The organism is Pseudoalteromonas sp. QJM3NY_22 (assembly GCF_056173065.1).
On the sequence record NZ_CM149655.1, the window covers coordinates 3,633,008 to 3,651,315 of the forward strand.

14 protein-coding genes and 5 tRNA genes are annotated in these 18,308 nt (G+C 40.8%); 1 reads left to right on the forward strand and 18 read right to left on the reverse strand.

Going from position 1 to position 18,308, the window contains the following annotated elements; all coding sequences use genetic code 11:
- Window positions 1-318: 318 nt before the first annotated feature.
- The 17 genes from AC0VZ4_RS16800 to xerD all read right to left on the reverse strand — a co-directional run bounded on the left by AC0VZ4_RS16800 (window position 319) and on the right by xerD (window position 17,175).
- A complete protein-coding gene (locus AC0VZ4_RS16800; RefSeq protein ID WP_475440223.1) occupies window positions 319-1,383 on the reverse strand; it encodes a hypothetical protein in 1,065 nt (354 codons plus the stop codon).
- Window positions 1,384-1,896: 513 nt separating this feature from the next.
- Window positions 1,897-2,727, reverse strand: coding sequence for a hypothetical protein (locus AC0VZ4_RS16805; RefSeq protein ID WP_475440224.1), 831 nt, complete (start codon window positions 2,725-2,727; stop codon window positions 1,897-1,899).
- 24 nt (window positions 2,728-2,751) lie between these two features.
- Window positions 2,752-4,191 (reverse strand): IS66 family transposase, encoded by a 1,440-nt coding sequence (gene tnpC / locus AC0VZ4_RS16810; protein ID WP_475440225.1) that lies wholly within the window; start codon window positions 4,189-4,191, stop codon window positions 2,752-2,754.
- A gap of 241 nt (window positions 4,192-4,432) precedes the next feature.
- The gene (locus AC0VZ4_RS16815) at window positions 4,433-5,809 is read right to left on the reverse strand and encodes a Na+/H+ antiporter NhaC family protein (RefSeq protein WP_475440226.1); all 1,377 of its coding nucleotides are present in this window, start codon (window positions 5,807-5,809) and stop codon (window positions 4,433-4,435) included.
- Between the two features lie 191 nt (window positions 5,810-6,000).
- Window positions 6,001-7,659: a penicillin binding protein PBP4B gene (gene pbp4b, locus AC0VZ4_RS16820; protein ID WP_475440227.1), complete on the reverse strand. Its 1,659-nt coding sequence runs from the start codon at window positions 7,657-7,659 to the stop codon at window positions 6,001-6,003.
- 9 nt (window positions 7,660-7,668) lie between these two features.
- Window positions 7,669-8,844: an exo-beta-N-acetylmuramidase NamZ family protein gene (locus AC0VZ4_RS16825; protein ID WP_475440228.1), complete on the reverse strand. Its 1,176-nt coding sequence runs from the start codon at window positions 8,842-8,844 to the stop codon at window positions 7,669-7,671.
- A 667-nt stretch (window positions 8,845-9,511) separates the two neighbouring features.
- Window positions 9,512-9,588: transfer RNA gene (locus AC0VZ4_RS16830), tRNA-Arg, on the reverse strand.
- Window positions 9,589-9,703: 115 nt separating this feature from the next.
- Window positions 9,704-9,780 (reverse strand) — tRNA-Arg (locus AC0VZ4_RS16835).
- Window positions 9,781-9,831: 51 nt separating this feature from the next.
- Window positions 9,832-9,908 (reverse strand) — tRNA-Arg (locus tag AC0VZ4_RS16840).
- 73 nt (window positions 9,909-9,981) lie between these two features.
- Window positions 9,982-10,058: transfer RNA gene (locus tag AC0VZ4_RS16845), tRNA-Arg, on the reverse strand.
- Between the two features lie 38 nt (window positions 10,059-10,096).
- Window positions 10,097-10,189: transfer RNA gene (locus AC0VZ4_RS16850), tRNA-Ser, on the reverse strand.
- A gap of 128 nt (window positions 10,190-10,317) precedes the next feature.
- Complete coding sequence (locus tag AC0VZ4_RS16855; RefSeq protein ID WP_007376465.1) at window positions 10,318-10,500, reverse strand: hypothetical protein; 183 nt, start codon at window positions 10,498-10,500, stop codon at window positions 10,318-10,320.
- Between the two features lie 354 nt (window positions 10,501-10,854).
- The gene (gene lysS / locus AC0VZ4_RS16860) at window positions 10,855-12,390 is read right to left on the reverse strand and encodes a lysine--tRNA ligase (RefSeq protein WP_149606908.1); all 1,536 of its coding nucleotides are present in this window, start codon (window positions 12,388-12,390) and stop codon (window positions 10,855-10,857) included.
- A gap of 26 nt (window positions 12,391-12,416) precedes the next feature.
- Window positions 12,417-13,515, reverse strand: a protein-coding gene (gene prfB, locus AC0VZ4_RS16865) for a peptide chain release factor 2 (RefSeq protein WP_096793749.1) whose coding sequence is annotated in 2 segments (ribosomal slippage) — window positions 12,417-13,439 and window positions 13,441-13,515 — 1,098 coding nt in all. Because the reading frame shifts where the segments join, the coding sequence is not laid out codon by codon here.
- A gap of 144 nt (window positions 13,516-13,659) precedes the next feature.
- Window positions 13,660-15,381 carry a single-stranded-DNA-specific exonuclease RecJ gene (gene recJ, locus AC0VZ4_RS16870; protein WP_475440229.1) on the reverse strand — a complete coding sequence of 574 codons (1,722 nt, stop codon included), beginning with the start codon at window positions 15,379-15,381 and terminating at the stop codon, window positions 13,660-13,662.
- A 78-nt stretch (window positions 15,382-15,459) separates the two neighbouring features.
- A complete protein-coding gene (dsbC, locus tag AC0VZ4_RS16875) occupies window positions 15,460-16,188 on the reverse strand; it encodes a bifunctional protein-disulfide isomerase/oxidoreductase DsbC (RefSeq protein ID WP_475440230.1) in 729 nt (242 codons plus the stop codon).
- Window positions 16,189-16,248: 60 nt separating this feature from the next.
- Window positions 16,249-17,175 carry a site-specific tyrosine recombinase XerD gene (xerD, locus tag AC0VZ4_RS16880; RefSeq protein WP_008136396.1) on the reverse strand — a complete coding sequence of 309 codons (927 nt, stop codon included), beginning with the start codon at window positions 17,173-17,175 and terminating at the stop codon, window positions 16,249-16,251.
- Window positions 17,176-17,269: 94 nt separating this feature from the next.
- Between xerD and fldB the strand changes: the two genes are divergently transcribed.
- Window positions 17,270-17,791, forward strand: coding sequence for a flavodoxin FldB (gene fldB / locus AC0VZ4_RS16885; RefSeq protein WP_007376471.1), 522 nt, complete (start codon window positions 17,270-17,272; stop codon window positions 17,789-17,791).
- 39 nt (window positions 17,792-17,830) lie between these two features.
- Here fldB and AC0VZ4_RS16890 read toward each other — a convergent pair whose 3' ends face one another.
- Window positions 17,831-18,277 carry a DUF2147 domain-containing protein gene (locus AC0VZ4_RS16890; RefSeq protein ID WP_475440231.1) on the reverse strand — a complete coding sequence of 149 codons (447 nt, stop codon included), beginning with the start codon at window positions 18,275-18,277 and terminating at the stop codon, window positions 17,831-17,833.
- Window positions 18,278-18,308: the final 31 nt, after the last annotated feature.

Consider the following 18,308-nt stretch of genomic DNA (forward strand, 5'->3'; position numbering starts at 1 on the left):
CTTTATGGGTGCAAACTACATTGGAGATTCGTTGGGTTTCGTGCTGCTCAATCTACGTATGTTAAAAGTATCAGGCCGTCATCAAATAAGCTGGCGATAGCCGTGTTTTAACACCGGTAAGTAAGGCCTCCCGATGCAATAGAAAACACGTCGCCGCTAATAGATGAGATCGCAAAAAGGGATCCATGGCAACACCTATTGGCTGCAGCTCTATACGTCACAAAATCTAAAATAAAGTTTTTAAATACTCAAAGTAAAAAACTAAACCTTAGAGCAGTGATTTGAATTGAAACTCAATACTTCTCAATTCAATACTCACTAATAATCTCGTATATAACGATAATCAAATTCAGTACTATCTAATACTGTACAATGATCATTAAAGTCGTCGCTGTTCATACTCTGTATGTCAATAATAACCGATTGCTCTTCTATATTTTTAGCAAAGCTCATTAGAAGCTGTTTGCCTCTCTTCGCATCAATTCGACAGCCAAATTCATAAATACTATAAAGCATAGCAAATTCATCACCTGCTTTTTCGGCTTGTAATAATAAAGCCTGGCCTTTTTCGTTATTAAGTATTTTTCCTAAAATAAATTGTGCGCGCGGGTTTTTCTTTTCATTAGCTAGGTAACGTAATATTACTAAAGCTTGGAAGCTATCTTGCGGGTAGGCTCCTTTATAATATCCTCGCTCATCGAAGTGTCTTCCTGACTGATACGCATAAGCATATGTTAATGCTTTTTTGGTGCTCATAGAGGCGAGGTTTTCATTACTTGTTTCAATATGCTTACTGCGAAATTCAGCGGCACGCTGCTGATGTTGTTGTACCTCAATATCAATATGCTGCTGTTGCTGAAAAATAACGATACCTATTGCCGTGATAAAACCTGCAACAAGCGTTAAAACACTAACGACAGGAAGTACAATGAACCATCTATTTTTTAGCTTTTTTTGTTTTTGATAATCGCCAGATTCAAATAATTTATCAAATTCTTTATGGTCGTGCATTGATACATTAATGCGTGATATGTAAGCAGCTCCCCATGCGCCAAAAATATAAACCCCAACTAAAATAACCGCTAAAACGCCACCAACAAGAATAATCTGCAAATCCCACGCTACAAATACAATACAAGCATGAGCAATTAAACCTATTAGCGAAAATAAACGCTCGTATCCTCGACCATGAAACCGTACAGCTGCACCAACTAACGCACCACTAATGAGTAACATCACAGGACCTGCAGCTGGTTTTAACTCAAACAGAAATGCCCATAGAACTAAAATAGGAACACTCCAGAATGCAGCACCTAAAGCAGCTGAAAGTGCATTTTGTTTTGATATTTTTTGAAGTGCACTCTGTTTAGAATCTAGATCCATTTTCATTATTAGCCTTATTATTTTTTAAATTAATCATAATACAACTCGATATCAGTTTCAGCATTACTTGCTTACTGCATGAATTAAAAGAGTAAAGAATTGTTAAAAATAATTTTTAAGCTCACAATAACAAAAATACACTTTTTATTAGTTTACTCGTGACTTAAAGTCCCTCAAATCAAAATGAATAGTCCTTTTTAAGAAGGCATAGGGCGGATTTTGTTTTATACAAAACTAAAACACAGATGTCATGCTTAATACTATGATTCTGAAATCAGTAGTTGATGCGTAACCTAGTGCGTAAATACTAAATCTAACTTTTCGGGCTAACGCCCGACGCGCTAGCAAGCTATGCGCCTACAAAAGATATACATATACTTAGCTTTATAGGTGCAAACCGCATTGTAGAACAGTTCGGTTTCGTGTCACTCAACCCAACCTATGTACGCTTTTTTTAAACAAACATACTTGTTACTAAGTACGCTAAAAACGTAAGATCGTAATCAAATAGCGTTATCTGATAATTTTCGGCTTAACGCTACTCACGTCTAAATGAATCGTCATTTCTACATTTTCAGGTTCTACCGCAACATCACTTAAACCCGTTCGAGTAAAATATTCTTCAAAGTTTTGCTGATATTTAGCCGAAAACTGCGTATACGCGGTAATAAATACACTCAACTTTTTAGCTATTATTGGGTAGGTTGCGGCAAGTTCCCGCAATTTTTCAGGTTCAGCAAAGGCAAATTCGGCGTAAGTATTAAAGTCGTTCTCAACATTAGTTTTACTATATCTAGATAAAAATCCATTTTCATAATCAGGCCCTATATTTTTATTTTGCGTTAAAGCCTCATAATTCGAGGATACAGGCTCCCACTCTTTTGGCAGCAAAGCTTGCCATGCAAATATAACGAAAGGTGAACGTATATAGATTAATGAGCTTAATTCATGGTGAACACCTTTCAATGAGTTTTCGAAGTTAAAGTTCGTGCCATTTTGATCTGAAATATTTACTAATATTATCGAGTTGCTTGAGTATGTCCCACCCGCTTCAGCTCCCTCCATAAGCATAGGACCAGAGAGATAAATAGCATCAATCACTTTGGAAACAAAGCCTAAGGGGTACACCTGCAGCGCAGTTTCAATACCATCAAGTGAGTCTGAAGAATCTTCTAAAGAAGTACTTTTCATTTCAAGCGTGGGGGGGTTGCCATTAATTCCCGCAAATTGTTCAGGAAAGAATAAACGGGTATCACCAGCCTTAATATCGAGCTGGTATGTTTTTGCTAACCTATTAGCTTGTTCTGTTTCGCTTTCTTGGTAAGAGCATGCGTTCAAAAACAATAAAAAACTAAAAAAGACAAGTAACTATTCAGCCACATTTTCAATAAATATATCAGGTAACTGATTTTTGAAGAGTAACTCAAGGGCTAGGCTTGCTGATACATGCTGTTTTCTGCAAGTCGAGAGGTAGCTTCTGATTAAACAAAACATCTCTGCACCTTGCATGCTTCTGAAGCACCCAGATATCTTTTGATGAACCTTGGTCATCCTAATATCATTCTCACCCTGGTTGTTGCTAAAAGGCACCGCCGTTTCCGTCATGAACCGTAAGACATCATCTTGATAATCTCTTAACCGCTCTAACAACGCTCTAGACTTTGTTCGTTTCAATCTGCCTCGCTGGCCTTTTACTCGGCTGTTTCTATCCGGTGGAGGGCATTTAATGTCACCTTGAGCCAATATTTGTTGATATTTCTCTATATAGTGAGCTTTTGTGTCTGCATCTAGCTCGGGGTTATCTATTTGATGTTTATTGATTTCAGTCAGTAGGGTTTGCAAATCCTTTGCCCATTGCATACCGTCTTGCTCCCATGCCCTTTCTAACTCTCGGATATGATGTGCATTACACAAGGCATGTTGGCACTGTGTATATTGATAATACGGTTTCCAGTGGTCGTGGCATAGTACCCCAGTAAAGTGAGGTAAAATATCGGCGTCATCCATCGCTATTTTCCCTCTTTTCTCATGCGGGTAAAAATACGTCCACCACGTCGTTGATGCACCATGAAGCCATCGTCGTTTACCACCTATATTAATCCCCGTTTCATCAACGTGTAAGGCTTGATAAGTCGTTTTCAGGGCTTTCTTGAGCGCGGCTTCTGCGCCGGAGGACTTTACCAAGGCCGCTGCTTGTTCATTAAAGTTAAATAAACTACCCGCACTGATTGGAATACCGAGTTGATCACAAAAATATTCTTCAATGCGGTTGTAAGGGAGTAATTGATATTGGGATAGGTAAACTGCATGGGCTTTTACACCAACCCCATATTGAATAGGACTGTTAACGTCTTCTGGAAATTCACCAATAAAACGCTTACCTTGCTCATTTTCCAGAATTTGTGCTTGGTATTCAGTGACCACTTTCCTGATATCTATATCGACAACCTGTCGTTTTTGAAAGCCAATTTCACGGTAGTGACCTTTCGGTAAAAAATCACGTTCAACTAGGATGACTTTGATCTCATCAGGCGTCTGTGTTTGGGTTAGTGTTTTACCTGCTCGGCCTTTTTGACCACCCGCTGAGTTGGCTGATTTCTCTTTGTCTTGTTTTTTTCGGTTGATGTCTTTTGATGGCGGGATACTGCTATTGTTACTGTTAAGTCCTAATTTACTTGCCAACATAACAACGACAACCAGAATGAGTTCAATAGACATCTTCAGCGCAGGCGTGAGAGTTTTACCTTCTTGTAATTGAGCTTTGGTTTTCTCAACGATTTCGTCGATGTTGATGCTGTTTAAATTCATTGAAGCTAGGGCTATTAGGTCATAGCCCTATCTTGGCATACTGGCGGGATCGGTCAATAGTTAAAAAAGTTCCTTTGAAAATAATTTACCATGGTGAATAGTTACAAAGACAAAAGCTTTATTTTTCATTTAAACAATCCTTGTTTTGTGCCCTAAAAAAAGCCTGCATATTTGCAGGCTTTCAAGGCATTTTATAAATAATTAAAACTCAGTATTTACAACACACTTTTATAACACGTTTTTATAACACAAGTATGCTTGTTACTAAGTACGCTATAAACGTGAGTGCGCCGCCAAATAAGGCGTACGGTAGCTGCGTTTTAACGTGGGTGAGTAAGTCACACCCTGATGCAATAGCCGATACAGCGCTGGTGTCGGATATAGGCGAGCAATGATCGCCAAATATACCACCACCCAAAATAGCACCAACAACAAGCGATGGTGGTAAACCTAGCGCTTGAATAAGTGGCACACCAATTGGGATTAATATAGCAAACGTGCCCCATGATGTACCCGTAGTAAACGACATAACTGCGCCGGTTAAAAACAGCACCGGTACTATTAAGTAAATAGGTAGGTAGTCGCCAACAAGCGATGCTACAAATACGCCAGTACCCAATTCTTTTAAGCTTGCGCCAAGTGTAAGCGAAAGCAGTACAATGGCGACCAGTGGCATTAATTCGCCCATACCTTTAAAACCGGTATCAACTAATTGATGATGCGTAAATTTACGTGAGCCAATCATTAAAAAGTAAGCGACAACAATGGCTAAAACCGTTGCATATAATACTGATTTAGAACCGCTGCCCTCGGCTAGTACACCATTACCGGTGTAATACATAAAGCCAACCATGCTGGTAATAAGCGTAATAAGCGGGATTAACATGTAACGTGCTTTAGAGCCTTTTACTTCTTCTTTTAAGTCAGTTTTTTGAAGCTCTAGTTTTTGTTCGGCTTCTTTCATTGGGCCGTGCACTTTATCGAACGCGATGGTGTAAAAAACAATGACAAGGGTAATTATGGCGTAAAAGTTATACCCTACGCTGCCCCATAACACCGATACCGCCGACTCACCTAGCTCGTAGTTACCTAACAAACCAAGTACAAACGCACCCCAGCCATTAAGGAGTATTAAAATACACACTGGCGCACTGGTGCTGTCAATAATGTACGCTAGACGCGCTCGGCTCATTTTAAATTTGTCGAATAAGCCACGCGATAAAATACCCGAGGTAAGTACGCTCAGGTTAGATTCTATAAACACCGTAATGCCGGTAAACATGGTTAAAAAGCCCACTTGGCGCTTACTTTTTGCAATACCTTTGTTCATTAGCATATTAACGGTTGCTGCAACGCCGCCAGATTCGCGAATGTAGGCAAGCAAGGCACCTATTAAAATACTAAATATTAATATGCGTGTATTACCTGGCGAGCTGGCAACCGAAATAATACGTTCAATGGTATTTAAAAAAGTGTCAAACAAGCTATTACCTTCGCCCTGAAAGGCGAGTAAAAACTCAGAAGAAGCAACAGCAACAAGTAGCGCCATAATCACTTCTTTGCGCCAAAACACGATAGCAATCGCAATTAGCGGCGGTAAAATAGAATACCAATGCATAGAAAGTTAACCTTAATTATTAGCGAGTAAACCTCGCTTTGTACGCGTTTTAACGCTTATTTGTTAAGCCTAACAACATAAACCGGCTTAGTTTTATAGACCGCTTAGCTTAATGGATTGGCTTACTCAAGTCACCTGTAAATAAATCACTTAAGGTGGCACAGTTAGTACGTTTTAACCTATACGATAGCTTATTGATTTAGTAGTGCTTCATAAATAAGCGACACAACCGATCCGTACTGTGCGGTTTCAAATTGTTTGCCTGTAAATTCGTAACGTTTTAGCGAGCCTTTAATGGCACTATGGCGAGCATTGGTAAGTAAAACAATAGCTAAGTCGTAAGCGGGATCAATTACGGTCACGGTCCCCGTCCAACCTGTGTGACCATAAGCTTGTGCGCTTGCATAAGGGCCAAAGTGCCAGCGCCTTGCTTGATTATTACCAGCAAGCCTAAAGCCAAGCCCGTAGGTTTCGTCGCTTGATTGCGGCGTTAAAAATTGCGCTAAGGCGCTTGCACTAAATAATTGTTGGTCGCCGTAGCCACCATTATTTAGTAATAGCTGGCAAAGCACGGCTAAGTCGTGAGCGTTACTAAATAATCCTGCATGCCCTGCTACGCCATCAAGTGAGTAGTAAGCGCGCTCATCATGCACTTGGCCTTGTAAAACCCCAGTGCGAACATTATCAAACTTAATGCGCCCGTCTCGTGTGTTGCCGCTAAGCTCAGTGGCTGCAAATTGCTGCGGCTTAAAGCCTTTTTTAAGTGGATTAAATAACGTGTTAGTTAATTTTAGTGGCGCGTACACTTGCTGCTCTAGATATTCGTCAAGGGGCTGCCCTGTAATACGCTCAATGAGCACACCTAAAATCATGTAATCAATATCTGAATAAATAGGCTGCCCAGATGATTTGCTACTAAAAGGTACGCTGGTAAGTAATAGCTGTTTGGTGGTTTTACTATTTTGTGAATAAAACGCGTCACCATAGCTGCCATCTTTACGATGAAAGTCAAATACTGGCGGATATCCGGCGCTGTGTGTGAGTAAGTCTTTTACTGTGCGCTTTGCTCGGCCTTCGCCTTTATATTCGCTTAGGTAGCTTTGTACGGGTTTATTAATATTCAACAACCCTTCGCTTACTAATTTCATAAGCGCAAAATTTGTGGCAAATATTTTGGTGTTTGAGGCAAGATCAAACAAGGTATTAGTTTGCATGGGCTCTGGGCGTAGTAACATTAAATCACTTTGCTGGTATTGCTTTGCATCGCCATAAGCGGTTAATTTTATTAGCTCACCATTTTTAACAACGGCCAACACAGCCCCAGGAAAACCCGCTTTTACATCGCGTGCAATTAATGCATCTACTTCACTAAAATCTACGAGCTTTATTGGTTCATCGCTTAAAGTAGGAAATGCAAAACGCAGTGTTAAACTTGCGCCAACAGGGAGAATATTTTCAACTTTAAAAGTATTAACACCATTGTGAGTATTTTTTGCCAAACTGTAATTGTATAAGGTGTTGGCGCTTAGCTGGTTAACGTCGAGCTTTTGATTATTAATATAAATATCGGCGCTTTGTGCGTTGTGGTTTTGTATTAATAATTGCCCGCGCCCTTTGTAAGCTTTAAACGTTCCTCGGTTATTTACATAAAACCGGCTACTTGGATTTACCTCAGGAAACGTTACAACCACTTGTGCATTAGGCAGCTCTACAAGTTGGCTTTTTGTAAGTGGTAGCACCGAGCTAATAGGTTCAGGTGGTGTACTGCAACCCACAATAATAAAGCTTAACGCCCCTATAAATGCTTGTTTGATATAACCACACCTTTGATTTTTTAAAGCGATAAACATGCTTAGCCCTTATTTATATAGCAAGTAAGGCGCTCTTTGCGCTTTAAATTGCGCAAGCCCCGCCTGCCAGCTTTGCTTTATTTGCGCCTCAGATTGCCCTGTTTCAATAGCTAAGCGCAATTTATTAGTACCCGCTAGCTTATCCATAAAGTCAGCGCGCTCAAAAAACGAGATGTTATTTTTACTAAGCTCCGTGTACGCATTTATTAAGTAAGTTAAATTTAGACCTGAAATATTTGCCTGTCTTAAATCGAGCCCCTGCACGGTTTGGTTTTTAAATTTAGGGTTTAAAGCAGCGCCTTTAATTGCGCGCGGTGTAAAATTAAAATCACCTAATGCAACTGGTGAATAGCCAATTACTTGAAACGCAAAGTCGGTGCCTCTGCCAATACTGATAGGCGTTGCTTCAAAAAAGCAAAGTGACGGGTAAAGCGCAATGGCCTGATCGTTAGGTAAATTAGGGCTGGGTTTTATAGGCAAGCTGTAAGTACTGTTGCGAGTGTAATGATCAACTGGGATCACGGTTAAATTTAAATCGGACGCTTTATTGATCCAGCCCTCACCCTTGATCATTTTGGCAAGTTCGCCAACTGTCATTCCGTGTAAAACAGGAATTGGGTGCATGCCTACAAACGATTTAAATTCTGGCTCTAATATTGGCCCATTAACGTAGGTAATATTTGGGTTGGGTCTGTCGAGTACTAAAAATTCTATCCCCTGCTCTGCAGCGGCTTCCATCATGTAGTGCATAGAGCTTATGTAGGTATAAAAACGTACTCCCACATCTTGAATATCAAAAATAATCACATCAACATCGACTAAAGCAGCTTGGCTTGGTTTTTTATTTTTACCGTAAATAGAAATAAGCGGAATACCAGTTTTACCATCAACAGCATTTTTTACATGTGCGCCCGCATCGTGATCGCCGCGAAAGCCATGCTCAGGTGCAAAAATTTTAGTTATATTAATATTTTTAGTCAGCAGCGCATCGACTAAGTGAGTTTGCCCTACTGTTGATGTTTGATTGACGACTAGCCCTACACGTTTATTTTTTAACTGCGGTAAATATTTAGCATATTGCTGCGCGCCTACTACAAGTGAGTTGTTAACTTCGTTGGCTTGCACGCTTGCAATAAAAATGGCGCTAAAAATAAAAAATAAAGTAATAAATAGGGTTTTAAACATACTGCAATATCCTTTTAAACAAGGCGTTTAAAATAACATAGGTAATAATAAAGAGCAGCTTTAGAAAGGGGTTAAGTGGACTTAGATATAGTGATTAGAAGCTGGCGCTTCTCACGCGAGCAAGCTCAGCGTCTACAACGGATGAATAAGCTCGGAGTTTAGATTTAAAGATTGGGTTGGTTTTACTTGTAGGCGTGCAGCTTGCTGACGCGACGAGCGAAGCTCGTAAATAAAGCATCAGTTATATCGGTGGTAAGTAATTAGAAGCTGTCACTTCTCACGCGAGCAAGCTCTGCGTCTACAACGGATGAATAAGCTCGGAGTTTAGATTTAAAGATTAGGGATGGTTTTGCTTGTAGGCGTGCAGCTTGCTGACGCGACGAGCGAAGCTCGTAAATAAAGTATCAGTTATATCGGTGGTAAGTGATTAGAAGCTGTCGCTTCTCACGCGAGCAAGCTCAGCGTCTACAGGTGCCTCTCTGTTATTTCACTTTATTTTAGGCACAAAAAAACCGACTTAATGTCGGCTTGTTTATGAAAGTGGTGGGCGCAGGACGTATCTTGTAAGAGTGAACCTCCGACTGCTTGGTTCTCAATTCGCCCAAACTTACACTTCACTTTATTTTAGGCACAAAAAAACCGACTTAATGTCGGCTTGTTATGAAAGTGGTGGGCGCAGGAGGATTCGAACCTCCGACCGCTCGGTTCGTAGCCGAGTACTCTATCCAGCTGAGCTATGCACCCACTTTCATAGATTGCTTATTTAAACTCTAAGCAGAGCGTATAAATTCAGACATAAAAAAACCGATTTCCATCGGTTTATTTTTCTTACACTTAAAAGTGTATGAAAATATGAAAGTGGTGGGCGCAGGAGGATTCGAACCTCCGACCGCTCGGTTCGTAGCCGAGTACTCTATCCAGCTGAGCTATGCACCCACTTTCATTTTTACTATTACTTGTTTTTACTCTAAGTGAGAGTCTATAAAGTGGTGGGCGCAGGAGGATTCGAACCTCCGACCGCTCGGTTCGTAGCCGAGTACTCTATCCAGCTGAGCTATGCACCCACTTTATAGTTTACTTATTTTAACTCTAAGTAGAGCTTTTGCTTATTTAGACTCTAAGCGAGTTATTAAAGTATGGTGGGCGCAGGAGGATTCGAACCTCCGACCGCTCGGTTCGTAGCCGAGTACTCTATCCAGCTGAGCTATGCACCCATACTTTAAAACTTTACAAAACACGCCATTAAAAGAAATGGTGGAGAGGGAGGGATTCGAACCCTCGATAGAGCTACAAACTCTATACTCCCTTAGCAGGGGAGCTCCTTCGGCCACTCGGACACCTCTCCGTCTTGTGGGGCGTATAATAAAGATTTCAGAAAATATGTCAAACACTTTTCTACCAAAAACGACTATATGGTTATAGATTGCACATATGCTTGGTTTTAAAGTGTAATTAGTTTGAAAATTAAGCGGCTTATGAGTCTTCAGAGTGAGGATTAATACCTTCAACTGGTACTAACTCATCTGTTAGGTTTGCAAGGTACTGCTCTTGATACCCCAACTGCTGAAACTCAGCAATACAGGCTCTATAGTAAGCTTGTCGTTCTTGCTCTGTCGTACAGAGTTCTGACGACTCTTCAACGCGTTTATTTTTCATTTTATTATTCTATAAGTCCGTTTGATTATTCTTAGTTAAAGCGTACAACCTAGGCCGCTTAAATTTTCGCCATAGTGTAGCTAAAAAAGTTACATAAATACAACGAAATGTTTAAAAAACAGTCATAATAAAAAGTTATAATACTAACCAAATTTGTTTAAAAGAATCAAAATAAACAATATCAAACACTTAAGTTTATAAAAACAGCGCCACCCTAATCAAAAACAATTAACAAATTACATCTTTTTATTTACGAAGTACCTTGTTAAAAGCATACCTTTATTGTCTAGGCTTTAAACACAAAAACGCCGCTATTAAGCGGCGTTTATTAACTTACTTTGTTCTACCCAAAGCTTAGTCAGCTTGTGGACGCATATGCGGGAACAAAATAACGTCTTTAATTGTTGATGAGTCAGTAAATAACATTACTAAACGGTCAATACCAATACCTTCACCAGCCGTTGGCGGTAAGCCGTACTCTAGTGCGCGTATATAGTCTTCATCGTAGTGCATTGCTTCATCATCGCCTGCGTCTTTCTCTTCAACTTGACGAGTAAAGCGCTCAGCTTGGTCTTGTGCATCATTAAGCTCAGAGAAACCATTTGCAAGTTCACGACCGCCAACAAAAAACTCAAAACGGTCTGTAACAAATGAGTTTTCGTCGTTACGACGTGCAAGTGGTGATACTTCCCACGGGTAGCCAGTAATAAACGTAGGTTGAATAAGCATGTGCTCTGCTGTTTCTTCAAATATTTCACACAAAAACTTACCTGGGCCCCAAACACAGTTTTCAGGAATTTTAACGTGCACTTGTTTAGCGTACGCTTTTAATTCGTCAAAGTGGTTTTCTGGGTCATTAAATACCGCAGCATCAAACTCAGGGTTATATTTTAATATTGCATCGCTCATGCTTAAACGTGTAAACGGTTGGCCAAAGTCATACTCAACTGAGTCAGTTACTTCGCCGTTTTCGTCTTTCGTTGTATTTATAACAATTGGGCTACCCAATACGTTAGTTGCAACTGTACGTAGCATGTCCTCGGTGATGTTCATCAGGTCGATGTAATCAGCGTATGCTTGGTAAAATTCAATCATTGTGAATTCTGGATTGTGACGTGTAGATAACCCTTCGTTACGGAAGTTACGGTTAATTTCAAATACACGGTCAAAGCCACCTACCACTAAGCGCTTTAAGTAAAGCTCTGGCGCTATACGTAAGTACATGTCGATATCAAGCGCGTTATGGTGAGTTACAAACGGACGCGCAGATGCACCACCAGGTATAACCTGTAGCATTGGTGTTTCTACTTCCATAAAGTCACGCTCTGCTAAAAAGCGACGAATGCCTTCAACTACTTGTGAACGAATGCGGAATGTTTCGCGCGTTGCTTCGTTAGTAATTAAATCAACGTAACGTTGGCGGTACTTTGTTTCTTGATCTGATAAGCCATGGAATTTTTCAGGTAACGGACGAAGTGACTTAGTTAGTAATTGATACTCAGTCATTTCTACGTATAAATCGCCTTTACCCGATTTATTTAACGCGCCTTTAACACCAATAATATCGCCAGTGTCTAGCTGACCATATTTTTCTTTAAGATCTTTTTGAACATCTTTAGATGCATACGCTTGTACGCGACCTTTCATGTCTTGAATTACAAAAAACGGTCCACGCTTTGCTAAAATACGGCCAGCAATAGACACAACTTCTTGTAGTTCAACTAATTCTTCTTTGCTCTTATCACCAAACTGGGCTTGCAAATCAGCCGTGTAATGCTCACGACGGAATTGGTTTGGATGACCGTTGGCTGGGCAATTTTCGCGTATCGCGTCTAACTTGCCGCGACGCTCAGCGATTAACTTGTTTTCGTCTTGGATTTTATCAGTCATTTTTTAGCTCTTTATTAGCTTGGTGGTTATAGGCCAGATTTAAGGCTGGCTTCAATAAATTTATCTAAGTTACCGTCAAGTACCGATTGGGTATTGCGGTTTTCAACGCCGGTACGTAAATCTTTAATGCGTGCGTCATCAAGTACGTATGAACGAATTTGACTACCCCAACCTATATCAGATTTAGCATCTTCTTGCGTTTGTTTTTCAGCATTTTGCTGCTGTAGCTCAAGCTCAAATAATTTAGCTTTTAATTGCTTCATCGCTTGGGCTTTATTTTTATGCTGTGAACGCTCGTTTTGACACTGCACTACGGTATTTGTTGGTACGTGAGTAATACGAACTGCCGATTCGGTGGTGTTAACATGCTGACCACCCGCGCCCGATGCACGGTAAACGTCTATACGTAGATCTGACGGATTAATATCAATTTCAATATTATCGTCAATCTCTGGGTATACAAACGCAGAAGCAAACGAAGTATGACGACGACCACTTGAGTCAAATGGGCTTTTACGTACTAAACGGTGAACGCCTGTTTCTGTACGTAACCAACCGTAAGCGTATTCGCCAACAAAGCGAACTGTTGCACCTTTAATACCAGCAACATCACCGTCGGTTGCTTCAACTAGCTCAACTTTAAAGCCTTTAGCCTCGCCCCAACGTAAGTACATACGAAGTAGAATGTTACACCAGTCTTGTGCTTCAGTACCGCCAGAACCCGATTGTAAATCAAGGTACGCATCGTTTGAGTCATGAGGACCTGAAAACATACGACGAAACTCTAAGCCTTCTAACTGCGCATTCAAATCAGCGAGTTCGCTTTGTGCTTCATCAAAGGTATCTTGATCTTCAGCTTCTACTGCAAGTTCAAGTAAACCTTCAACGTCATCAGTACCGGCTACAAGGTTGTCGATTGTTTCAACAACGGCTTCTAATGCTGATTTTTCACGGCCAAGCGCTTGTGCGCGTTCAGGCTCATTCCATACGGCTGAATCTTCAAGTTCGGCGTTAACTTCTTCTAAGCGTTCTTGTTTAAGAGCGTAGTCAAAGGTACCCCCGAAGCAATTCAGTACGTTCGCGAATTTCCTTGATTTGGTTAATCACAGGATTCACTTCAAACATGGTCATTACTCCAAAATGGCTAGGTAATTGCGCCCCTTTACATGGGATTTTCGCAATAAATTATCGTCAAATGATAAAAACGCCCGATTTTAACAAAAAACCGCGCGCTTTATTAGCCTTTTATGCATGCTTTGTGCATATTTTTTAGTACACTTTTTCAAGTTCTCTGGCTATTAATTGCAGTGTAAATTTACTTCTAAACTCATTTATATCGAGTTGGTACGCTACTTTTACAAACTTCGCTTCTGTGTCGGGCCATTCTTTTACATCAATACCAAAGGCAATGGCGTCTACTAATCTCCCTGATTGATGCTTTAAAACGAGCTTTAAATGCTTTTCGCCGACTATGCGCTGCTGTATTACTTCAAAGGTGTGCTCAAACACTGGCTCAGGAAATTGCTGCCCCCACGGGCCCGATTGCTTTAATAGTTGAGCAAACTCCATAGTAAAGCAGTCGTTTGGCAGCTCACCGTCAGTAAATACAATGCAGCGCTTACTTTCTTCACTCAGTTGCGCGCTAACTGCGGCATCAAACGCTTTTTTAAAGTCGTTAAAGTGCTGCTCGTTAATACTTAAACCAGCGGCCATTGCGTGGCCACCAAATTTATTAATTAAGTGTGGGTCGGCTGTATTGAGTCCTTCGAGTAAATCGCGCATGTGTAGCCCTTCAATAGAGCGGCACGAGCCTTTAATTTCACCGTTTTCGCCACCAGCAAATATAACGGTTGGACGGTGGTATTTTTCTTTTAAGCGACCAGCCAAAATACCAATAACACCTTGATGCCAATCGTCTTGAAACAAACAAATTGCATCAGGAATGCTATCGTCGCTAAATGCGAGCCTATCAAGCACGGCTTGTGCCTCCACTTGCATGCCTTGTTCTATTTCGCGCCTTGCAAAGTTTAAGCTATCGAGCTCGCTCGCTATACTGCGCGCTTGGTTTATGTCGGTGCTGAGCAAGCACGCTATACCTAAACTCATGTCGTCTAATCGCCCTGCTGCATTTAAACGAGGCGCAAGTGAAAAGCCAAAGTCGCTTGCGCTTAAGCGCGCTGCATTGCGGTTAGCCACTTCAATAAGCGCGGTGATGCCTGGGCGTGTTTTACCACTGCGAATACGTGCTAAACCTTGATGTACTAAGGTGCGGTTATTTGCATCAAGTGCGACAACATCAGCAACCGTACCAAGCGCTACAATGTCGAGCAAGTTAGCTAAATTAGGCGGCGGTTGCTGCTCAAAATAACCAAGGTCTCGCATTACGCTTCTCAGTGCTATCAGTAAGTAAAAAGCAACGCCAACGCCTGCTATAGATTTAGACGGGAAGTTACATTCGTGCCTATTTGGATTTACTATTGCATCGGCATTTGGCAGCTGCTCACCTTGTAAATGGTGATCTGTTACCAGCACTTTTATGCCAACCGCTTTTAAAATATCAATACCGGCAATACACGATATACCGTTATCTACGGTGATCACTAAATCAGGCTTAATTTGTACTATTTGCTCTGCAAGTGCGGGGCTCAAGCCATAACCTAAGCTAAACCGGTCCGGAATTAAGTAATCTAAATGCTTAAAACCAAACATCTCAAGGCCTTGCATTAAAGTGGCCGTACTCGTTGCGCCATCAGCATCAAAATCGCCGACTATTAATATTTGGCTTTGCGCTTTTAATGCTTCAATTAATAAATCGCTGGCTTTGTCGATGTCTTTGAACAATTTAAAGTCGTGAAGCGTAGCTACGCTGTTATTTAGCTCTTCGGCATTGAATACATTGCGGTTAGCATAAATTTGTTTAATTACAGGGTGTAAATTACTCGGTAAATGCGAGTCGTCAACGTTTTCACGCGCAATGATTAGTTTTTTCATGCAGAGTTTTAACTTATTGAGTCGTACTAAAAAGACAAAAAAAGGCCATTAAGGCCTTTTTATTAACTATAAAACGTATTACGACGCTTTGTTAGCATCTAATGCTGCTTTTAATGCTGCTGCAGGCTGGTAACCTGGGATCATCGTACCATCTTCTAAAACAATAGCCGGCGTGCCGCTAATACCAAAGCTTTGACCTAGCTGGTAATGCTCAGCAACGGGTGCATTACACCCTGCAATTACTTTAGTGTCTGCGCCCGATTTAGCCTCAGTCAGTGCTTCTTGCTGATCTTTAGCACACCACACATTCATTAAATCAGCATAACCAGAACCTTGTAGCCCACCACGCGGAAATGCAAGATACTTAACGGTAATACCTTCATCGAGTAAATCATCTAGCTCACGGTGCAACTTACGACAGTAGCCACAGCTAATATCAGTAAATACGGTAATGCTGTGCTTTTCGTTTGGTGCTTTATACACAATCATCGAATCTTCGTATTCTTTAATGCCTTCAACGCGCACGCCGTTTAATGCTTGCTCAGTTAGGTTATTACGATTATTCAAATCGATTAACGTACCTTGCATTAAAAATTGACCATCTGGACTTGCGTAAAGCACGCCTTTGTTGGTAATAAGCTCTTTTAACCCTGCAACTGGACTTGGGTTAATTTGCTTAACCGTTACGCCTAAAGTCGCAAATTTAGTCACTATAGGATCATTAGCATCAGGAGCTACAGCAACGCCATTTGCAAATGCACTAATACTTGTGCACAAAATGGCACCTGCTAACATTAATTTTTTCATAATTTTCTCTATTCCAAAAGTACTTATAAATTGACCGGCTTAGTGCTATTTAATTTCAAATTAAGCACGCGGGTGATGCTGCGCATGCACCGATTTTAAACGTTCATTAGCAACATGGGTATAAATTTGTGTGGTTGATAAATCACTGTGGCCCAACATCATTTGTACCACACGTAAATCTGCCCCATGGTTTAATAAATGCGTAGCAAAAGCATGGCGCATTGTATGGGGCGATATTGGAGACTCAACTGCTGCCAAAATAGCATAGTGTTTAATTCTATGCCAAAAGGTTTGTCTCGTCATGCCAACACCGCGCTTAGACGGAAACACAAAATCGGTGGCGTGTTTTATCATTTGCGCACGCCCGACCTTTAAAAATTGCTCAAGCCAGTACATGGCTTCCTCGCCAAGTGGCACTAAGCGCTCTTTATTACCTTTACCTTTTACAAACACCACAGCTTGGCGCAAATTAATTTGCTCCATACGCAACCCAACAAGCTCACTTACACGCAAACCCGTTGCATAAAGTAGTTCAAGCATCGCTTTATCGCGCAGTCCCATCGCTTCTTCTGTATTGGGCGCATTTAACAATGCCTCAACTTCAGCTTCTGAGAGTGTTTTAGGTAACGACTGCCCTGCTTTTGGTTGAGCAATATTTAGCATGGGCGAATCACTAATTATTTTTTCGCGCACAAAGTACTGATAAAAACGCTTTAGCGCACTAATACTACGTGCCGTACTACGTGGTTTTAATCCTAAATCAACTCTGTGAGCTAAGTAACCCTCTATATCAAGCCCGGTTACCGTCATTAAGTTTTCGCCCTTTAAAAATAGGCAAAACTTATCTAAATCGCTGCGATAAGCACTTAATGTGTTTTCGCTTACGCCTTGCTCTAAGTACAGGCTATCTAAAAAGGTTTCTAGGTAGTCGCTATTACTGCTCATACTGCTGTCATTTTCAAAAGAATCGTCAGATAGCGTTGTCACATTATGCTCTCATGCTTTGCTAAGGTATCAATTAAAAATACCTTACGGTAAACTTGAGCCTATCATATCAGGCAATTACACAGTGATAAATACGATGCAAATTGGTTTATTTTTTGGTTCTACTACGTGCTACACCGAAATGGCAGCAGAAAAGATTCGCGACATTATTGGTGCCGATATAGTTACCCTGCACAATATTAAAGACGAGCCACTAAAAAATGCGCAGCAGTACGACTTTATCATCTTTGGTATTTCAACATGGGATTTTGGTGAAATACAAGAAGACTGGGAGTCAAAATGGGACGACATAGCCGACGTAAACCTAACCGGTAAAACCATTGCTTTATTTGGCATGGGCGATCAGCAAGGTTACGGGCAGTGGTTTCAAGATGCGCTAGGGATGCTGCACGACGAAATAAATACGCAAACATTTACCCAACTTGGTTTTTGGTCCAACGACAGTAGTTACGAGTTTGAAGCTTCAAAAGCGCTAACTCCCGATGGTAAACAATTTGTAGGGCTCGCACTGGACGAAGACAGCCAATACGAGCTAAGTGATGAGCGTATTGCGACTTGGGTTGAACAAGTAATGACTGAATACGGCGAAACGCTTTAATTAAAATTGCGTAGCCATTATTGCTACGCTACAAAGTAATTACTCAACCCTTAGCCAATATTGGTTACGGAAAAAAAAGCCAATGTAACCACGAACTTCAAGTTTTTGACCTTCATCTTGCACTGTGAGCTGTAAGGTGTAGGTTTTACCATTTGTTGGGTCAAGTATTTCGCCATCTCCCCAAACGTCATCATCCTCAGCTTTTACATCAGTAATAATAGTCATTCCTAAAATAGGCTGATCTTTTAGCTCATCATCACATTTATTGCATATATCATTTTGTTTTGTAGGGTCTAGAATAGTTTCAACTTTACCGCTTAAAGTACCGTTGGTTTGGGTAATACGTACATACGACTTAGCTTGGTTTGTATCCTCGTCAATCGTTTTCCAAAGCCCAACTGGGGTCATGGCTGCCAGTGCACTTTGGCTTGCCAAAACAACCGTAGAGAATGTACTTAGTAGTATTATTTTATTTAATTTTTTCATTGTGTTGTCTTAATTCAATGTAACTAATGAG